Origin of the sequence: Proteus hauseri, from assembly GCF_040139125.1 — a bacterium.
GTDB lineage: Bacteria > Pseudomonadota > Gammaproteobacteria > Enterobacterales > Enterobacteriaceae > Proteus > Proteus hauseri_B.
The window spans coordinates 172,416-190,961 of sequence record NZ_JBEEUB010000007.1; the positions used below are offsets into that span (position 1 = coordinate 172,416).

At 38.7% G+C, this 18,546-nt stretch carries 12 protein-coding genes and 1 tRNA gene; 5 read left to right on the plus strand and 8 right to left on the minus strand.

Annotation, left to right across the window (positions count from 1 at the left end; translation table 11 throughout):
• Positions 1-380: 380 nt before the first annotated feature.
• From ABN099_RS12975 to aspA, 8 genes are all read right to left on the minus strand, one after another.
• The gene (locus ABN099_RS12975; RefSeq protein WP_349464252.1) at positions 381-5,315 is read right to left on the minus strand and encodes a DNA repair ATPase; all 4,935 of its coding nucleotides are present in this window, start codon (positions 5,313-5,315) and stop codon (positions 381-383) included.
• A gap of 89 nt (positions 5,316-5,404) precedes the next feature.
• A complete protein-coding gene (locus ABN099_RS12980; protein WP_349464253.1) occupies positions 5,405-7,600 on the minus strand; it encodes a hypothetical protein in 2,196 nt (731 codons plus the stop codon).
• Between the two features lie 85 nt (positions 7,601-7,685).
• Positions 7,686-8,321 (minus strand): ubiquinone biosynthesis protein UbiH, encoded by a 636-nt coding sequence (locus ABN099_RS12985; RefSeq protein WP_349464255.1) that lies wholly within the window; start codon positions 8,319-8,321, stop codon positions 7,686-7,688.
• A gap of 306 nt (positions 8,322-8,627) precedes the next feature.
• Positions 8,628-9,272, minus strand: a complete 645-nt coding sequence (locus tag ABN099_RS12990; RefSeq protein WP_349464257.1) for a CPBP family intramembrane glutamic endopeptidase — start codon at positions 9,270-9,272, stop codon at positions 8,628-8,630.
• Positions 9,273-9,513: 241 nt separating this feature from the next.
• A tRNA-Phe gene (locus ABN099_RS12995) sits at positions 9,514-9,589 on the minus strand.
• A gap of 296 nt (positions 9,590-9,885) precedes the next feature.
• The gene (gene dicD, locus ABN099_RS13000; RefSeq protein ID WP_349464258.1) at positions 9,886-10,458 is read right to left on the minus strand and encodes a division control transcriptional repressor DicD; all 573 of its coding nucleotides are present in this window, start codon (positions 10,456-10,458) and stop codon (positions 9,886-9,888) included.
• Positions 10,459-10,691: 233 nt separating this feature from the next.
• Positions 10,692-12,017, minus strand: a complete 1,326-nt coding sequence (locus tag ABN099_RS13005; RefSeq protein WP_349464259.1) for an anaerobic C4-dicarboxylate transporter — start codon at positions 12,015-12,017, stop codon at positions 10,692-10,694.
• Between the two features lie 158 nt (positions 12,018-12,175).
• Positions 12,176-13,600, minus strand: coding sequence for an aspartate ammonia-lyase (gene aspA, locus ABN099_RS13010; protein WP_349464260.1), 1,425 nt, complete (start codon positions 13,598-13,600; stop codon positions 12,176-12,178).
• A 372-nt stretch (positions 13,601-13,972) separates the two neighbouring features.
• Here aspA and ABN099_RS13015 point away from each other — a divergent pair, with 372 nt between their 5' ends.
• From ABN099_RS13015 to ABN099_RS13035, 5 genes are all read left to right on the plus strand, one after another.
• Positions 13,973-14,479: an FxsA family protein gene (locus tag ABN099_RS13015; protein ID WP_349464262.1), complete on the plus strand. Its 507-nt coding sequence runs from the start codon at positions 13,973-13,975 to the stop codon at positions 14,477-14,479.
• A gap of 169 nt (positions 14,480-14,648) precedes the next feature.
• Complete coding sequence (locus ABN099_RS13020) at positions 14,649-14,942, plus strand: co-chaperone GroES (RefSeq protein WP_349464263.1); 294 nt, start codon at positions 14,649-14,651, stop codon at positions 14,940-14,942.
• Positions 14,943-14,994: 52 nt separating this feature from the next.
• Positions 14,995-16,641 carry a chaperonin GroEL gene (gene groL / locus ABN099_RS13025; RefSeq protein WP_349464264.1) on the plus strand — a complete coding sequence of 549 codons (1,647 nt, stop codon included), beginning with the start codon at positions 14,995-14,997 and terminating at the stop codon, positions 16,639-16,641.
• A gap of 335 nt (positions 16,642-16,976) precedes the next feature.
• Positions 16,977-17,510: a type IV toxin-antitoxin system AbiEi family antitoxin gene (abiEi, locus tag ABN099_RS13030; protein ID WP_349464266.1), complete on the plus strand. Its 534-nt coding sequence runs from the start codon at positions 16,977-16,979 to the stop codon at positions 17,508-17,510.
• On the plus strand, positions 17,503-18,432 hold the full coding sequence (locus tag ABN099_RS13035) for a nucleotidyl transferase AbiEii/AbiGii toxin family protein (RefSeq protein WP_349464267.1): 930 nt from the start codon (positions 17,503-17,505) through the stop codon (positions 18,430-18,432). The genes abiEi and ABN099_RS13035 overlap by 8 nt, the downstream gene beginning before the upstream one ends.
• The last annotated feature ends 114 nt before the right edge of the window (positions 18,433-18,546 follow it).

Consider the following 18,546-nt stretch of genomic DNA (forward strand, 5'->3'; position numbering starts at 1 on the left):
TTCTTATTAAGAATATTTTTATATTATTCTTTTCATAGAGTGAGTAAATATAAAATATATGTACTTAATAAGTCTAATTGTTAAATTGTTTAGTATTTTATGGTTAATCATGAATTTATTAATTACATATTAAATAAAATAAAATATTTATAAAACTCAAGTGTTAATAACATTTTTATTATATATGTAAATTTATCTTTAATATCAATGAAATTGATATAGTAAAAATAGTTAACTACAACGTTGTTCACAATATTTTCTTGTTCATTTGTATTGGACGAGGAAGTTTCGTGAACGTGAAATGGGTTACTCGATTTATAAAACATTATCTATGTAATTTAGCCCACTAAAATCTGTGAGCTAAACTCATCTTTTTGTTTCTAGCGTAAACCTTGCACACTCTCAACTAAATTCGCTAATTGGTTAACAACGCGGTCGCCAATATCGGCATTATCGCCACCCAATGCTTTATTACGCATAAAGTCTTTTTTGATTTGTTGCCAACGAGTTGTCTCTTTCTCAGAAAGTTTTCCGCGTAATTCAGCGAGCTTTAATAGGTTCTCTTCAGCACCTGTTGTGAGTAATTGAGCTTCACCAAGATAGTGATCGTCAAGCAGCCTTTCTAGCTCGTCATCATTCATAACGGAAGAGACTTTTTCACTTAACTTGTTCATATTACGGTAACTACCTTGTAAGCGAAATGCAGGCTCGGTACGATATTTATCTGATTGCGCAGCGCTGGCAATATATTGCTGATTCACTTTTAAGATAACATTGCGTAATGTAATTAAATGTTTAAGTACTAAAACAATCTCACTGATCTCTGCATCTGAATAAGGATAACTTAATGCATTTGTAGAAACAGACTTGCCCATGGCTTTATCAACTAAAAGATAGAGATCGTTTAAATCACGTAGTGCCAATGGTGCGAGAACGGGATTAGACGTTAAGCTATTTTCGATATAACTCAGCGCAAATGCGTCATCCATTCCACCTAATACTTCACCTAAATTATAGATATCCGCTCGGTTTGCTAACATATCTGGGATACGGAATACTTCACCAGATTCGGTATAAGGGTTACCCGCCATTACCACACAGAATTTTTTTCCACGCATATCATAGGTTTTGGTTTTTCCACGCCAAACCCCCTCAATACGTCTTGTACCATCGCATAATGAGATAAATTTTTGCAAAAATTCAGGGTGAGTATGTTGAATATCATCCACATACAGCATGACGTTATTACCCATTTCAAGTGCTAGATTGAGCTTCTCTAACTCTTGTCTTGCTGTCGCATTGGGGGCTTGTTCAGGATCAAGTGATAATACATTGTGCCCTAAAGCCGGCGCATTGATTTTCATAAAGATCAGCCCTAAACGTGCGGCGGCATACTCCATTAATGTGGTTTTACCGTAACCGGGTGGGGATATCATCAATAATAAACCCATTAAATCGGTACGTTTGCCTTCACCTAAGGCACCAATTTGTTTTGCCATATTGTCACCAATAATTGGCAAGTAAACATCATTAATCAGCTTGTTACGAACAAAAGAGCTTAATGGTTTGGCTTTAAATTCATGAAGTTTTAAACGAGCGCGTTGGTCAACAACGATTTTTTGGCGCAAAGTTTGATATTGACGAAATGCGGGAATAAAGGTTTTTCTCTGTCCCCGCATACGACTAAAGTAGTCATCTAAACTTAATGATAAAGATTGGTTTTTAATGGTTGGATGCTCACCTAATAGTCCATTTACGGTGAAATAGAGATCGGCTTCGCTATAACGTGCCGATGCCACTTTATCTAAAATAATAATGGCAATGGCACCCGGAATATAAGGGGTAAGGTGTGAGTATTGCGCTATTGAGCATAATCCTTGCAGCCAATTTTGGATTAATGCCCAACGTTGAGCATAACGAGTCGCTAAGTTCTGTTGTGAACGATTAAAATCAATCCACATATGAGCTTCTTCTAATCGACTTTGTAGTGCAATAACCAACTCTTTTGCATACTTACTGTAAACCAGCTCGATGGGGGTTCTTGCTAGAATAAAGCTAAGATATTCAGCTGCTTGAATTGGTGTATAAGGTTGGCATGATATAGGATTATCAATTAAAAATAAGCGAATATCCGCTTCTATTTCTGCTTGTAAATCAATTAACGCATCATCGTTATGGAAAAGCTGTTGGATATTTAGCGCTGTTCTGGCGCGTTCAGGCCAAAGTGCGGGATATTCATTATGTTGTGCATTTTCCCAGAAAATAGCCGCAATAGCGCGAGCTGCGGGGTTATAACGCAGAAGATCAGCGCTTTCTCCTGTTGGGATCAATTTTTTTAAGATAGCAATCGCATCGTGATCGTGGATCCCCTTTTCATAACCTTCTTTATAGCGTGGTGTAGCAAAATCACGTACCAGTTTTTCAAGCTTATCAGGCACAGCAAGTGCACTTTTTAAGATGTCATAAGTCAGAGAGTCTTGGCGTTTTGCTGCGGCATAAATAATGGAGTAAGCCAGATATTCTGCACGATAAACCGTATCCGATTCAGATTCGAGAGATGCATTCCAATAGGGTTTCAGTTGCTCTAGTTCAGCATTTTCTATTGGTTCTTGAAAATCAGTTCCTGTGAGATATAACCAAAGTTTTTCGTCTTTAGGTAAAATCGTAAGATCAAGCTCTTGTGTATTAACACTAAAGCGGTGGCGAGGTCCTAATTTAATGACATTTCCGTTATCTTCAAAGATATCGGTTTTATCACGTAATATGCGAATGGCTTGATCACGAGAAGATTTTAGTCGAGCATCAATATCATCTGCTTTTACGTTGTCATTGATTTCTCTTAATTTTTCAATGATCTCTCTTGTTTTTAATGCCAAAGGATCAGAGGCAAAAAAGGCGTTTAATTCATCTTGAGATTGAAGCCTTGCGGTTCTGCGTTGTAAATTTTCTAATAGACGATCCGCGGCGGTTAATAGGTTTTGAGCGCGGCGTTGACGTTCGTCGATCAACGTCTGTTTATGTGACTCGAAGGTCTCAACAAGTTCTTCGCGTTTAGTGAGAATATCATCTAAAAATTCATCGTAGTGACTAAACTGACTTTCAAGCTCTTCCAATTGAACCAGTAAGCGCGAAAGTTGATCATCACAGCGTTCAGGATCCGTTGCAAGAGAGAGCGCATTGGTGATCCCTTGGCTAAATAAGCGAAATTGCGCACCAAATTGTGCCACCGTTTCACCGCTACTTTGTGATTTTCTTTTTTGTTGTAAGCGTGCGCGTGATTGGTTTAATTGTGCATAAATTTGCGAAATCGCATCAATGATCTGAGTTTGCTGAGTCACATCATTAAAGGTTAGCGAAGTCATTAAGTTAGATAACATATCCAAATCAGCTGACATTTTTTCCATGTCATTCATTGGGGTATCTAATTGTGCACTGTTTTGCGCTTTCTCTATTAATTCTTCAAAAGAGACAAGTAGCGCTTTAAAGGGGTGTAACGCTTTTTCACTAGCAAGAAAAACGGCTGTGGCTTGTGAAACTCGTTGCTGTGCATCGGTAGTTTCCTGTTCCATTTCACTGAGTTTGGTTAAATCCATATAACGGAACTCACGTAGTGAAATCAGATGACCACGATGTGCATTTAATTGATTTAATCCTTCAACAAATTGTTGGATATCATTCCAACTATCAGGATGCGTTAAAGAAATTAACGATTTTTGCCGGCTAATGGCTTCGTTAATTGATTTTGCTGATTGCTGACGAATACTTTCAACTTTTTCATATTCATCAAGGACTAATTCGCTGGTTTGGGTTATCTCTTTAAGTAATTTTCCAATACCTAAACAGTGCTCATCGTTAAACCAGTAATAGAGATCTAACAGGCTTTTAGATTGTTGACTAAGTTGTTCATAGCGAGAGATAGAGACTTGGTTACCTTCTATCTCTTTTGCTACATGCAGTATTTCAGAGATCCCACGCACTAAATCCGCATTACCGATGCGCCCATAAAAACCATTACGAGGCGGCTGTTTATCTGCAAATTCTTCAGAATAAAACGGAGTTTGCCAAACTTGCATCGGATGAACGCGAGTTGCTTCTTCGCCTTCACCTTCAAATAGCACCATTTTTCCATCTTCAAACATGGCGTAACCATGTCCAACTAAAGGTACAGCTAGCTTGCGTTCAATCATATTGTAATTAAACAGTGCAAGACGACCTTGTGTTGGTGAATAGAAAACATATAGCACGTCTTCGCCATTAGGCGAGCGGCGTAAACGGCGAAAATACATACCTTCCATTGGTTGATCGAAGGTTTTATATTCACCATTTTGTAGGTAATAACCACCCGGAAAAATAATCCCATGATCTTCGGGTAGCTGTACACAAGCTTGCCCAATCGCATCAATGCGTTGGACGCTTTGCGTTAAGGTGTTATAAACCAAATAACGCCAGTTCTCTTCTCGATAAGGCAAGATTTTTAATAAAATTAAGCTGCCTGTTTGTGCATATTCAATCAGTGCATCATCAAGAGATTGGTTTTTATCAAGTACTGCTTCACGATAAATACCTAAACCGTCTTCAGTATTATTTTCACATTTAACGGTGAGATCGCCACCCGTGGTTTCAACAAAAACGGTATCAAGAATATTAATATGAGGAAAACGACCATTAACCGTATTTTCCCTTTGTGTTCTAAGCCAAGTGAAATCGTAAGCAGGTGGAAGGGCGATATCGCGTTCACCACGATTATCAATATATTCAATACGCTGCTTATCACTGGAAATAGCCCAACGAAAAACACGCACATCAGTAATACGAGCACCAATTTGAAAACTGGCAAGTAGCTTGCCATCTCGTTCTACTAATTGCAGTAACTGTGTATCTTTATAATAGGTGTAGAGCTCAGTGAAATCTTGAACAAAGCGGTTGTCACTTAAGAATGTGCCTTCATAAGCAACCGCTTCAACATCAAATTCACCCTCTGTTTCTATTAAACGATACAGTGAAAATACATCTTCAAGATGCGTTTCTCGTTTTAAACCAAGAAATACGTTATAACCAAAAAGCAGCCAATCGCCAACACGAACAATATCTCTTGCTTGGCAGTTATTTTCAGTACGAATACGAATGCGCCCAATGATATCCATCTGGCTTTGACCAAATTCATCTAAGCGATGTTGGTTTAATAACGCTGCCTGTTGATGAAGTTGCTGACCTTGCTCTGTTAGACGTTTGCGTAATATTTCATACGCACCACCTTGTGCAACGGCGCTGTCGAGTATTTCCTGTTCGCGATTCGTATCCTGAATATCAGACATGGTATAACGGATTTCCTTGGCTTAATCGATAAATATAATTAAAAGGCATATAACTAAGCCATATGCCTTTTGTATTCCTTTATTTAGAATTAGTCATCTGCTGATGGTTCAGGTTTTTCCGTCACATTTTTAGCAAGTTGACTGGCTCCTTTTGTTGCCATAAATCCATTAATCAAATCTTGAACTTCTGGATTATTTAACAGAGAAGCGATATCCATTTTCTTATCTTGTTTGGTGCGATTAATTAGCTTTTCAACATTCTCTTTGGCAAAGCTGCTTTTATCCATAAAGCCATCAACCGCTTTACCTAAACTGAGTGCTTTAGAGAAAGTATTAAAGAAACTGCCATCACCACCGACAATTTCAATATTAGTTTTGCTTAGTGCCGCCGCTAATACATCGGCTTGTTCACGAGCAATCTCTTTATTCGCGTCAATTGAAGCCATGGCTTGTTCAAATTCTTTCTCAAGACGCATACGGAACTCTTCATGAGAACGTGCGGTATCACTGAGGTGATCCATCGATTTGAATTTGTCAGTTAAACCATCGGCTTCGGCTTTCAGACGTTGGCGAATGACTTCTGCTTGCGCGGCACCTAATTGACCTTCACCTCGAGCTTGAGCGGCAAGTTTCTCTTCAAGAATTTTCGCATCCGCTAAACCTAATTTTTCTTTAGCGTTAGCTTGTTGTTCTTCACCACGCGCTTGAGCCATCAGTTTTTCTTCTAAAATTCTAGCTTCAGCAAAGCCTTGTTGTTGCTCTGCTTGGGCTTTAGCTTCCATTACTTGTGCTTCGGTTAAACCTTTCTCTTTTAAGCCACGCGCTTCTGCTAACAGTTTTTCAGCAGTAATATTGGCTAATACTAAACCTTCTTTCTCTTCGGCTTCAGCGGTTGCTTGGCGAACACGCGCTTGTGCTAAACCTAATGCAGCATGTTCCGCTTCGATACCTTCAGCTAGGCGTTTTTTCGCTTCGGCTTGTTTTGCTGAGGCTTCTAACTCTGCTTTTGCCATTGTGCTTATTTCTTCTGCTTTATGCTTGGCACTTGCTTCATCGGCTTCGGCTTTTTTCACTTGACGTACTAAAGATTCTTCTGCTTCAGCTTGCGCATTAATCACAGTGACCTGTTTCATACGTTCAGCTTCTGATATTTCACGTACTTCTTTAATGCGCTCTTCTTCTTGAGCAACCGTTTTTTCAACCGCAACACGTTCACGGATCACACTTGAAATATTTTTGCGCTCTTCTTCTAATGCTTTTTCTTTTTCAATACGTTGTAACTCTACTTCGCGCTCACGAGCGACAATCTCTAATTCACGTGCACGGCTTACTCGTTCTTCTTCAATAGCGACTGCTCGTGTGCGGTTTTGTTGTGCGACTTCCACTTCACGCATACGATTTTCTTCACGAATTTCAATTTCTTGCTGAGTCTGAATTCTTGCTTGTTCTGATTTCAAACGTTCTTCTTCTTGAACTCGTAACGTTTCAGATGTTTCACGAGCACGAATATTATCAATTTCACGTTTTTGGCGAGCTTCAGCATCCGCTTGTTGGCGTTCTAATGCCAAGCTCGCTTCGCGAGTTTCAACATTTTTTTTCTGAATTGCCAACTCTTGATCACGCTCTTTTTGGTTGGTTTCAATGTTATGAATCGCAGTGATTTCGGTTATTTTACGAATACCTTCAGAGTCAAAGATATTATTTGGATCAAGTGCCGATTTTGGTGTTTGTTCTAAATAGTCAATGGCGACATCTTCTAATGCATAGCCGTTTAGATCTTTACCAATCACATCAACAATGCGATCACGGAAATTTTGTCTGTCTTCGAAAAGTTTTGCTAAATCAAACTGTTTGCCCACAGTTTTGAGTGCTTCAGAAAATTTTGCGCTAAAGAGGGCGCTTACCGCTTGGTGATCTGAGGCGCGCTCAACACCAATGGCTTTGGCTACTTTTAACACATCCTCTGTGGTTTCATTAACCCGTAAATAGAAGGCGACCGTAATATCAGCACGTAAGTTATCCTGACAAATAAGGCCATCTTTACCTCGACGATCCACTTCTAAGGTTAAAAGAGAGATACGCATAAACTCTTTTTTATAGATAACCGGATAGACAAGCGCACCCGTAAAATGCACTTTGGGTTGTGATGACATGTCATTGACAATTAATGCCGTACCTTGTGGAACCTTAATATAAAATGCCTTAAACAGCCCAAATAACCCCAAAATGATGAGGATGATGCAGCCAATAATCGTTAAGAAAGGCATTATAAAAGCCAAATCCATACTTTGTTCTCCATAGGTTCAGACGATACCGTCATTTTTAATAGTGTTTGTCTGTTAGCTAAATATTATTTCATCGATATTGAGATCAACGACGAAATTCATCTTCCGTAACGACTTGATAACTGTGAGTTGCTGCGTCATAACTGATAATAATAACGCTATCACCTCGTTTAATATTTTCTGTTGCAGATGCTCTAATTTGTAAAATTAACCCTGCACCACCATCCTCTAGAATTGCTTCACCTCTGTTTTCTGTGACATATTCTGATCGCACTCGCGCTAATTTACCCACAAGCTGGTGAACCGATTTAGGTTTATTGCGAGAAATCAGTTTTTTACGAATCGGTTTTAAACATACCGCAGTAAGATTAAGAGAAATAAAAGAGATAATGATTAAGGCGATAAAACCAATTAAATAACGAATTAAATCAGTTTCAATAAAACGAATAACCCAATAGTTAGTGAAGTAACTGATAAACCAGCCAAATAGCGTAAAGAACGTTAAGATTATCGTAACAGGAATGCCGGCAAGACCTAATTTAGTTAACCAGCCTGCAACGCCAGTTGCATCTACATTGATATCTAACTCACTATCAATATTAAATAAATCGATATCTAATAATCCAAAAGCAGCACATAGCCAATAAAAAAGGATAATAATAAGTAAGGCACTAAAAATAATACTGGGAAAGGTTAGGCTGTTTTGAAAAAATAAATTCATACAAGGTGTTCCCTCAATGTAAAAATAGCGATTTCATTATCACATTAATAATATTTATCATATCTTAAGTTATTGATAAAACGTGTAGTTGGCGTCACGTTCTAGGGTTTATCGATATATTTTTATTCGCGCTAAACGTTAATATAAGTTATTTTGTGATGATTGAATAATATTACTTATTATCTTTTATAGTATCGGATCATTCCCTAAAGGTTAAAGACAAAATATTTAACTATTAGTTAGCCATAAATTAAAAGCTAATAAATATTTTCTATAAAGATAAATCTTTTTGTTATGTATAAAATTCTAAATTGTGCTAATGAGGGCAATGCTGTTGTATAGGCTGTGTAATACCATTGGCGCTATCAAAGACTGAGTATTTATTCTTACCTGACAAAAAATAATACCCACAATAAAAATAAGAATAAAGGTACTAATAGCGTGGTATTGCGTATGGATAGATGAAAACAGCAGTGATGAGACGATAATAGCAATCCACTTGCCTCTATTTCCATACCACATACCGGCATTAAGCAAGAAACCTCTAAATATTATCTCTTCAGTAATAGGTGCAAGGAAAATAAGCGAGAGGATAAAGAGAAAAAAAGCGAACCCTGAGATGTTATTGGTTAAATCTATCCACTCTTTTTCTTCTGCACCAAAAAATCCATTAATAAAGATTAGAGCAATAAGTGCGAGTAGCGGTGCGATTAACTTATTCCAATGAAAACAACCTAGTGGCATTAATTTGATATTTTTTTGATAAGCAAACCAAATGATAAGGCAGTAGGGGAGATAAATAAGAAAACTTATTAATGAAATCGCATAACTGGATTGTATAAAACCCATCACATTAGGAATAAATAAGATAATAAAAGGCGAAAGGAAATAGGCAATAAATGCCAATGCGCAGAGAAGAGAGTGAAAAGCGCGGTCTTTAGGAAATTCCATTTACACAACTCCTTTTGTGATAATTCGTGTTTCTTAGAGAAGATAATTGATATCTACGATTATAAACGGATATTTATCTACTTACTGAAAAATGACTAAGAATTTTATAATTACTGCCAGGGAATGTGTTATTGAGAGAAAAAGGAAGAGGTAAAAACAGAAGAGGGAGAAAACCGTTAAGCCAAGAATTTGTTGACTCAGAAAGCAAAAAACCAGCCATAAGGCTGGTTTTTCTAAATAGTGGTGCCCGGACTCGGAATCGAACCAAGGACACGGGGATTTTCAATCCCCTGCTCTACCGACTGAGCTATCCGGGCAACGAGGCGCATTAAACCGTATTCAGCGTGATGCGTCAACGTCTTTTTTATAAAAAATGCAAAAATGTGTTCGTTTGCTTTCTTTTTATTCTATCTGAGTTTAAATTTTCGTCATGCGTACTTTTTTACTGAAAAAAGTTTAAAAAACAATCAGTAACATTATTTGTTTTTTTTATCATTCCAACGAAGATTTTCTCTTTTTATGATATTCAAGATTCTCTTTTGGGCAGAAAATAGCAGAAAATAGGTGAATGAGAAAAAACAGTCACCTTTACTTTTTCTAGCGCGTTCTACTATTAGCTTAATGCCCCATTCTTGCGACATTGGGCAATCTTAAGAATATCTTCCGCTAATAATTTAGCAGTCTTAATGTCGTCAGCATGATGATTCACCATTAAACGACTTAGGCACCCTTCTAAGATGAGTTCCATCTGTTTGGCAACTAACTCATCATCTTCAATATCAAGTTGGCGCAGCAGCGTTCTGGAGTAATCAAAGGAGCTTTGCTTTTGTCGTTGGCTAAGTTGGTGGATTTGAGAGTGTTCATCAGGATATGCGCTACATGCTGCGACAAATAAACAGCCAGGAAATCGAGCCTTCTCAAGACGCATTGCTAATTGGTCATAACGAGCTAGCAGTTTTTGCTCTATTGTCAGATTTTCATCTAACATCACTTGGCGTTGCCAAATATCGATTTGTTGTCCGTGGTGGCGCAAGCAATCGAAAATTAGCGCGTCTCTATCTGGCCAGAAAGGGTGCAGTTGCTGTGGTGATAAATCCAACTCTTGAAGAAGTTCGGTTAAAGTTGCCGCCAAACCCAGCTGTTCGAGTTTGATAAGCACATGGTCTAATAACGCTTCACGTTGCACGAAAATCTCCTTAAATCACGTTATAGCAGAAACACCATAATTAGCAGATTTAACAGCAAAATGAAAGGCAGGCAAGTAAAAGATAAGGGAAGGTTGAAATCGTGCTCATCAGCAAATTTTATGGCGCTAAAATGAAAATACCCCATTCAATGAATGAGGTATTCTCTTTTTATTTTTGTGCGCTAAGCAATGAGCTGCCTAGCGCTTTTGCAATGTTTTATTTTTATATCAAACTACAAAATCATGCTGCCGAAGAGGAAACCAAAACCAACGGCTAATACCACACCAATAGTACCTGGGATAAAGAATGGGTGGTTGAAGACTAATTTACCAATACGAGTTGTACCTGTGTCATCCATTTGAACTGCCGCAACCAGTGTTGGGTAAGTTGGCAGAATGAACAGACCAGAAACTGCAGAGAAAGATGCGATAGCTGTTAATGGAGTAACACCTAAAGCCAGTGCCATTGGCATTAATGCTTTTGCTGTTGCAGCTTGTGAATATAACAGAGCAGAACAGAAGAAGAAGATAACCGCTAATAACCAAGGGTGACCAGTGATTAAATCACCAGCAGTCAGTTTGATCCAGTCAATGTTGCTTGAAACGAAAGTATCACCTAACCATGCAACACCCAGAATACAGATACATGCACTCATACCTGCTTTAAAGGTACTTGAGTTAAGGATGGTGTCAGTTTTTACTTTACAGAACACAGTAATCAGCGTTGCAACACTCAGCATGATGATAAGAATCGCGTTAGTGGTGTTCATTAACGGTTCTTTCACGATACCTAAGCTTGGGCTGTTGATGATGGCATAAGAAACAACACAAACAACACCCAGTAAGAATAACATTACAGATGCTTTAGCGCCTGGTAATGTTTCTCTACGCGCTTGGCTACCACGTAATTCAACCAGACCTTGTTCTAAACGCTCACGATAGACTGCATCATCAGACAGTTTTGAGTTAAATACCCAAGAGACGATGAATGACATCAGGACGATAGCAAGGAAAGTTGCTGGTAATAAGATAGACAGCAGCGTGATATAACTGACAGTGTGACCTTCGCCAACCATTGCTGGGTTTTCCATGACAGATGCCATGTAAACAACTGCAGCAGAGATAGGTGACGCAGTAATACCGATTTGAGCAGCAACAACACCTGTTGATAAAGGACGGCAAGGCTTGATACCTTGTTCTTTTGCAACTTCAGCGATAACTGGTAGTGTTGCTAAAGAAATATTACCTGTACCTGCAAATAGCGTTAAGAAATAAGTCACAATAGGCGCAAGAATTGTGATGTATTTTGGATTACGTCTTAACAGTTTTTCAGTTTGGCCAACTAAGTAATCCAAACCACCAGCAACCTGCATCGCAGAGATTGCGGCAATAACAGCCATAATGATGGAGATAACATCAAAAGGGATCGAACCAGGTTTAACACCAATGGCAGCTAAGACTAATACCCCTAAACCACCGGCAAACCCGATACCAATTCCCCCAAGTCTCGCACCGAGGAAAATGGCCAGCAGAACGATAATCAATTCTACGGCTAACATAGCGTTTACTCCTTGAGATAATTAAAAAAATGAGAAAGATAAGTTAAATTTTTGTTTTTACAATCAAGTAAAAAGGCACGTCCCTTAAAGAGTTCGTGCCTTACATTTTTAAGAGCTCATTCTTATGTTTAACAGTGTCATGTTATAAAACACAATTATTAATCATCGAAGCGTTTTGCTTTGTAAGCCGGGTTTTTTAAGTTCTCAACAGAGAAGATATCATCCAGTTGTTCTTCGGTTAATAAACCACGTTCTAGAACAACTTCACGTACACTCTTACCTGTTTCTGCACAAATCTTACCAACGATGTCGCCGTTATGGTGACCAATGAATGGGTTCAGATAAGTAACGATACCGATTGAGTTGAATACGAAGTGTTCACAGATTTCTTTATTCGCAGTGATACCATCAACACATTTTTCTACTAAGTTACGACATGCGTTGCTTAACAGAGAAATTGATTCGAACATTGCTTGACCAATTGCTGGTTCCATTACGTTTAATTGTAATTGACCTGCTTCAGCAGCCATTGTTACGCAAATGTCGTTACCAATGACTTTAAAGCAAGCTTGGTTAACAACTTCTGGAATTACTGGGTTTACTTTAGCTGGCATGATAGAAGAACCTGCTTGTAATTCTGGCAGATTGATTTCTTTCAGACCTGCACGAGGACCAGAAGAGAGTAAACGTAAGTCGTTACAGATTTTAGACATTTTCACAGCTAAACGTTTTAACGCGCCGTGAACCATGACATATGCACCACAGTCAGAAGTTGCTTCAATTAAGTCTTCTGCTGGAACACAAGCTAAACCAGTAACTTCTGCTAATTTTTCAACAGACAGTTTTTGGTAACCAGGTGCAGTATTCAGACCAGTACCGATAGCAGTTGCACCTAAGTTCATTTCTAACAGTAACTCAGCAGTGCGTTTTAGGTTTTTGACTTCTTCTTTCATTAATACAGAGAAAGCATGGAATTCTTGACCTAAAGTCATTGGTACAGCATCTTGTAATTGAGTACGACCCATTTTCAGGATGTCTTTGAACTCAACTGCTTTTCTATCGAAGCCTGCTTTCAGCAGTTCAATAGATTCAGTTAATTTAATAACAGAGTTATAAACAGCAACACGGAAGCCACAAGGATAAGCGTCGTTTGTTGATTGGCTCTTATTCACGTGGTCATTTGGATTCAGGTATTGGTATTCACCTTTTTGATGACCCATTAATTCCAGACCGATGTTTGCGATAACTTCATTGGTGTTCATATTTAATGAAGTACCAGCACCGCCTTGGAATACATCAACTGGGAATTGATCCATGTGTTTACCTGTTTCTAATACTACGTCACAGGCTTTGATAATCGTATCAGCGATTTCACGAGGAATAGTGTGAAGCTCTTTGTTTGCTAATGCAGCGGCTTTTTTCACCATTACCATACCACGAATGAATTCTGGAACATCATTGATTGTACGATCACTGATGTAGAAGTTTTCGATAGCACGTAAGGTGTGAACACCGTAGTAAGCATCAGCTGGAACTTCTCTTTTACCTAACAGGTCTTCTTCGATACGAGTTTTATTTGACATGAGAACCTTCTTATTAAAATTTTAACTGTCTAGTTATGCGCTTGTTAATAAAATATATCGTTAACGGTTAATAATGTAATATAACTTACCGTTTTGCTTGGTACTGGCACGATCATATTCGGGTTGTAAGCAAATACCTTTAAGCTGGATCACTTTATAAGTAAATAACGTTTAATTATTTTCTTTTTGTGATCTATCTCATGGATCCTGCTGTTATCGCTCTCTTTTTTATGCCCCTTGAAAAGGAGTATTATGCTCCCCATTATTATGTAGATAAACTGAGAAAAAGCGAGTCTGTGAATTACTACCTTAGAGATAGTTCACACTCCTTTCTATTAATAATATGAATCTTTTTTATAAAAGGAGAACCAAGTGCGTTGGCTCCCATTGATTGTTATTTGTCTTCTTATTTATGTAGAAGCGGTGATTTTTGTGCATGTCGCTTCATCGATTGGCGTACTCACAACATTATTCCTTGTGGTACTGACTTCTTGTGTCGGTATCTCGTTGGTTAAAAACCAAGGCGTAAAAAATATTGCCTCTATGCAACAAAAATTGGCGATGGGCGAAGTGCCTGCTGCTGAAATGGTAAAGAGTGTTTCGTTAGTATTAGCGGGTATTTTGTTGTTGATACCCGGCTTTTTTACTGACTTCCTTGGCTTACTTTTATTACTTCCACCGCTTCAATCGGTGTTGGTCACAAAGCTGATTTCGCGTTTCAAAATTTATACCCCAGGAACTGGGCAGAGTGGGTTCTCTTCAAGTCAGGGCGGAAGTACTTTTGAAGGGGAATTTCAGCGTAAAGAAGATAGCCCTAGTAACCAGCTGAATAATAAGGCTGATCAGCCGGATAACGACCATTATTCTGACAAAAAATAGTTGGCTTAAAGCATAATCGACTAAAAAGGGGAAAATTTGAAAAAAAAATACACTTCTCCCCTTGAAGTTTTACCGGATGCCCCCACCTGTATCGTCATGGTACTGGTTCATTTTAGGCACTGGTATCAACCTTAATCCTGATATGGACTTTTTTATAGGAGATCTATTAATGAAGATTCGTCCATTACATGACCGTGTTATTGTTAAACGTAAAGAAGTCGAAGCTAAATCAGCTGGTGGTATTGTTCTGACAGGCTCTGCGGCGGGTAAATCTACTCGTGGCGAAATCTTAGCTGTCGGCCACGGCCGTATTATGGAAAACGGCGACGTTAAACCACTGGATGTTAAAGTTGGCGATATCGTAATTTTTAACGACGGTTATGGCGTTAAAACAGAAAAAATTGATAACGAAGACGTGCTTATCATGTCTGAGAGTGACATTTTAGCAATTGTAGAAGAATAATTTTTCTCTTTTAAGATCTTCTTAAACTGAACAAATTCAAAGGAAATATACGATGGCAGCTAAAGACGTCAAATTCGGTGTAGATGCTCGTAATAAAATGTTACGTGGTGTTAATGTTCTTGCAGATGCAGTTAAAGTAACTTTAGGCCCTAAAGGTCGTAACGTTGTTTTAGATAAATCTTTCGGCTCACCAGTTATTACTAAAGATGGTGTTTCTGTCGCGCGTGAAATTGAACTCGAAGATAAATTCGAGAACATGGGCGCACAGATGGTGAAAGAAGTTGCTTCTAAAGCCAATGATGCGGCTGGTGATGGTACTACAACTGCAACAGTGTTAGCACAATCAATTATTGCCGAAGGTTTAAAAGCAGTTGCTGCTGGCATGAACCCGATGGATCTGAAACGCGGTATCGATAAAGCCGTTATTGCAGCAGTTGAAGAACTGAAAAACCTATCTGTTCCATGTTCAGATACTAAAGCTATCGCTCAAGTAGGTACAATTTCTGCAAATGCTGATGAAACCGTAGGTTCTTTAATCGCTCAAGCGATGGAGAAAGTAGGTAAAGAAGGCGTTATCACTGTTGAAGAAGGCACTGGTTTAGAAGATGAACTGGATGTCGTTGAAGGTATGCAATTCGACCGTGGTTATCTGTCTCCTTACTTCATCAATAAACCAGAAACAGGTACAGCAGAATTAGAAAACCCATTCATTCTGTTAGTTGATAAAAAAGTTTCTAATATCCGTGAATTGCTGCCTGTTTTAGAGGGTGTTGCTAAGGCAAACAAACCGCTACTTATTATTGCAGAAGATGTTGAAGGCGAAGCGCTGGCAACATTAGTTGTCAATAACATGCGTGGTATCGTAAAAGTTGCAGCGGTTAAAGCACCAGGTTTTGGTGATCGCCGTAAAGCAATGTTACAAGATATCGCAACCTTAACTAACGGTGCTGTGATTTCAGAAGAAATCGGCATGGAATTAGAAAAAGCAACGTTAGAAGATTTAGGTCAAGCAAAACGCGTTGTTATCAACAAAGACACCACAACCATTATCGATGGTTTAGGTGATCAAGTTGCAATCAGCGGCCGTGTGTCTCAAATTCGTCAACAAATCGAAGACGCAACTTCAGATTACGACCGTGAGAAATTACAAGAACGCGTAGCTAAATTAGCTGGCGGTGTTGCAGTTATTAAAGTGGGTGCTGCAACAGAAGTTGAAATGAAAGAAAAACGCGCTCGTGTTGATGATGCTCTGCATGCAACTCGTGCAGCAGTTGAAGAAGGCGTTGTTGCTGGTGGTGGTACTGCACTGGTACGTGTTGCTAACGCACTGCGTGAAATGACTGGCGATAACGAAGAACAAACTGTTGGTATTCGTGTTGCTCTGCGTGCTATGGAATCACCAATGCGCCAAATCGTTGCTAACGCAGGTGAAGAACCTTCTGTTGTTGTTAACAACGTGAAAGCGGGTAAAGGCAACTATGGCTATAACGCGGCAACAGATGCTTATGGCGATATGATTGACATGGGTATCTTGGATCCAACTAAAGTAACTCGTTCAGCACTGCAATTTGCTGCATCTATCGCAGGTCTGATGATCACGACAGAAGCGATGATCACTGATTCACCTAGAGACGACAAAATGGATTTAGGTGGCGCTGGTGGTATGGGCGGCATGGGTGGAATGGGCGGTATGATGTAATTCATCATATTTACCGTTTTACTAAAGAACCCGAGCTTAGGCTCGGGTTTTTTTGTGTCTAAATACAGTCAAGATTTAAAAATCACTATTGCAAATCAATGCTTAGCAGGTGAAGCTTCTCTAAAATTTATTAAAAAATAATTGATATATTCTCGTTAAATCTGATATCGGGTACGAGTTATTGCTTCTTGAACTTAAACCAGACCCTGCACACTATATCATTAGTATACATAACAACCCCTTTTTGGGGGTTTATTTGTAGATATAATTCACATATCATATCTTTAATGTACAAAACCATCCCTTATAAAGGGTGATTTCGTTAAGGTGATATTATGAATTTAATGACCGCTGTTAATACTTTTGAAAAATTTGCTAATCAAGGTAGAGATATTTTTCTTACCAGAGATTTAGAAATGCTCTTCCCTGATGAGTCCCAAAAGACACTGCAAAAATCGGTTAATCGGCTGATCTCGGCTAATGTGTTAAAGCGAGCATCAAAAGGTGTATACATCTATTCGCATGGCTCGTTAGGATCTTATCCTTTAGAGCGCTTAGCCGAAAATATTCGACGAGGCGATTACAACTACATCAGTCTTGAATCAGCATTGTCTCAGTATGGTGTTATTTCACAAATTCCCATCGATAGGTTAACCATTATGTCAACGGGGCGTTCAGGTGAATTTAAAACACCTTGGGGAGTTATTGAAGTTACTCATACGAAAAAGAAACCATCCGAAATTATCAATGCAACCATAAAAGGAAGAGGGCCGATGAGGATCGCGACGAAGGAAACTGCCGTCAAAGACTTGATAAGGGTTGGTAGAAACACACACCTCATTCAGCCAGAGGAACTTTACAATGACTGATCTCGTTGATTTTAACAAATTGGTTGATGATATTGTCATGCAAAAAGGCTATGTCTCCAATAGAGCTGTCGTAGAAAAGGAATTATTTCACTATGACATTATTTTTGCTTTGTCTTCGGCAGGTCTTTTAAGGAGCCTTACATTTCAAGGCGGTACATCACTCAGGCTTTGCTATAACTCAAACAGGTTTAGTGAAGATCTGGATTTTGCGGGTGGCCGTGATTTTTGTTCAGAGCAGATGCTTGAAATTAAAGGCTGCATTGAAAAGTATGTTGGTGAACGCTATGGATTAGAGGTTGTTGTTAAAGAACCTAAAGAACTGAGAAAGGAGCCCGAATACGCTGATGTTAAAATTGATAAATGGCAAATCTCAGTGACGACCAATCAGGGTAAAAATGATTTGCCGAAACAGAAAATCAAAATAGAAATAGCCAATATCCCAGCGTACACACAAAGTATAAAAACACTTGTTTCAAACTATGAGCAGCTACCAAGTGGATACTCTGATCTCATTCTTCGCGTGGAAGAACTCACTGAAATTATGGCTGATAAATTGGTATCTTTCCCAGCAACGACAAATCATATTCGATACCGAGATATGTGGGATTTGGTATGGTTACATCAGCAAGGTGCAAAACCTGATGCTGAATTGGTAATGAAAAAGATTGCTGATTATAAACTCAATGATGAATTTGAAGGGGCGTTACAGGAAAGGATTGGCGCTTTACCCTCTCTGGTGAAAAGCGCCAGATTTGAAGGTGAAATGAAACGCTTTTTACCTGTATCCGTAGTAGAGAGAACTATCAATCAGCCTGATTTTCTGATATTTCTACAAACAACTCTTCACGAATTGCTAACCGCTATCCAAACAGATATCTATGGTAGCAAAGATTCGAAATCAGAGAAAAAATTTGAAATGTAGATACTAATTTAAGCCTAGAGAATGAAGTGATCCCAATTACTGTGGTCACTTCGTAGGCTCGGTTTTTTTTATGCCATTTTCACTTCAGAATTATCAGATAATTCATTTTTTATA

Coding starts and splice junctions, on each gene's coding strand:
- groL (WP_349464264.1), top strand. CDS start 14,995: ATGGCAGCTAAAGACGTCAAATTCGGTGTAGATGCTCGTAATAAAATG.
- ABN099_RS13035 (WP_349464267.1), top strand. CDS start 17,503: ATGACTGATCTCGTTGATTTTAACAAATTGGTTGATGATATTGTCATG.
- aspA (WP_349464260.1), bottom strand. CDS start 13,600: ATGTCAAATAAAACTCGTATCGAAGAAGACCTGTTAGGTAAAAGAGAA.
- ABN099_RS12985 (WP_349464255.1), bottom strand. CDS start 8,321: ATGAATTTATTTTTTCAAAACAGCCTAACCTTTCCCAGTATTATTTTT.
- ABN099_RS12990 (WP_349464257.1), bottom strand. CDS start 9,272: ATGGAATTTCCTAAAGACCGCGCTTTTCACTCTCTTCTCTGCGCATTG.
- ABN099_RS12980 (WP_349464253.1), bottom strand. CDS start 7,600: ATGGATTTGGCTTTTATAATGCCTTTCTTAACGATTATTGGCTGCATC.
- abiEi (WP_349464266.1), top strand. CDS start 16,977: ATGAATTTAATGACCGCTGTTAATACTTTTGAAAAATTTGCTAATCAA.
- ABN099_RS13020 (WP_349464263.1), top strand. CDS start 14,649: ATGAAGATTCGTCCATTACATGACCGTGTTATTGTTAAACGTAAAGAA.
- ABN099_RS12975 (WP_349464252.1), bottom strand. CDS start 5,315: ATGTCTGATATTCAGGATACGAATCGCGAACAGGAAATACTCGACAGC.
- ABN099_RS13005 (WP_349464259.1), bottom strand. CDS start 12,017: ATGTTAGCCGTAGAATTGATTATCGTTCTGCTGGCCATTTTCCTCGGT.